1 pseudogene is annotated in these 525 nt (G+C 40.6%); it reads left to right on the forward strand.

The features are described from left to right. Nucleotides 1–525, forward strand: a pseudogene (locus HMPREF2619_RS11425) (hypothetical protein); the annotation flags it as partial.

Genomic DNA, 525 nt, shown 5'->3' on the forward strand with positions numbered 1-525 from the left:
AAACAAACGGTAACCTTTGAAGGTGCGGGAGCAGATACTCCAACTCCTAATGTTCAAACTGACTTTACGTTCACTGGTAAGCAAAAACAGGCAGACGGAAGTATCACATGGGATCAATCAAGCCATACTTATGGTAAGGTTATTGTTCCAGTTGTAGAAGGATTTTACTCAGATAAGGCAGAAGCTGGATCTAAAGTTGTAACTCCAGATCAACCAGAAGTGACAGAACATGTTATCTACAAACCACTTGGAAGTTTGGTTCCGAAATCTGATGATCCGAAATTCCCAGATACTCCAAAAGTGAAGTATCCGAATGATCCAAACGATCCAACCAAGCCAAGTAAACCAATTGTTCCAAATGTCCCAGGCTACAAACCATACTTACCAGATCCAAACGATCCAAGTAAACCAAACACTAATAAACCAGTAGAACCAGGTAAGGAACTACCAAACCTTCCAACAAACCCAGGTAATGATACTCCGATCATATATGTTCCAATCGTAAATGATGTGACAAAACCAACC

Origin of the sequence: Streptococcus sp. HMSC074B11, assembly GCF_001808705.1 — a bacterium.
Lineage (GTDB): Bacteria > Bacillota > Bacilli > Lactobacillales > Streptococcaceae > Streptococcus.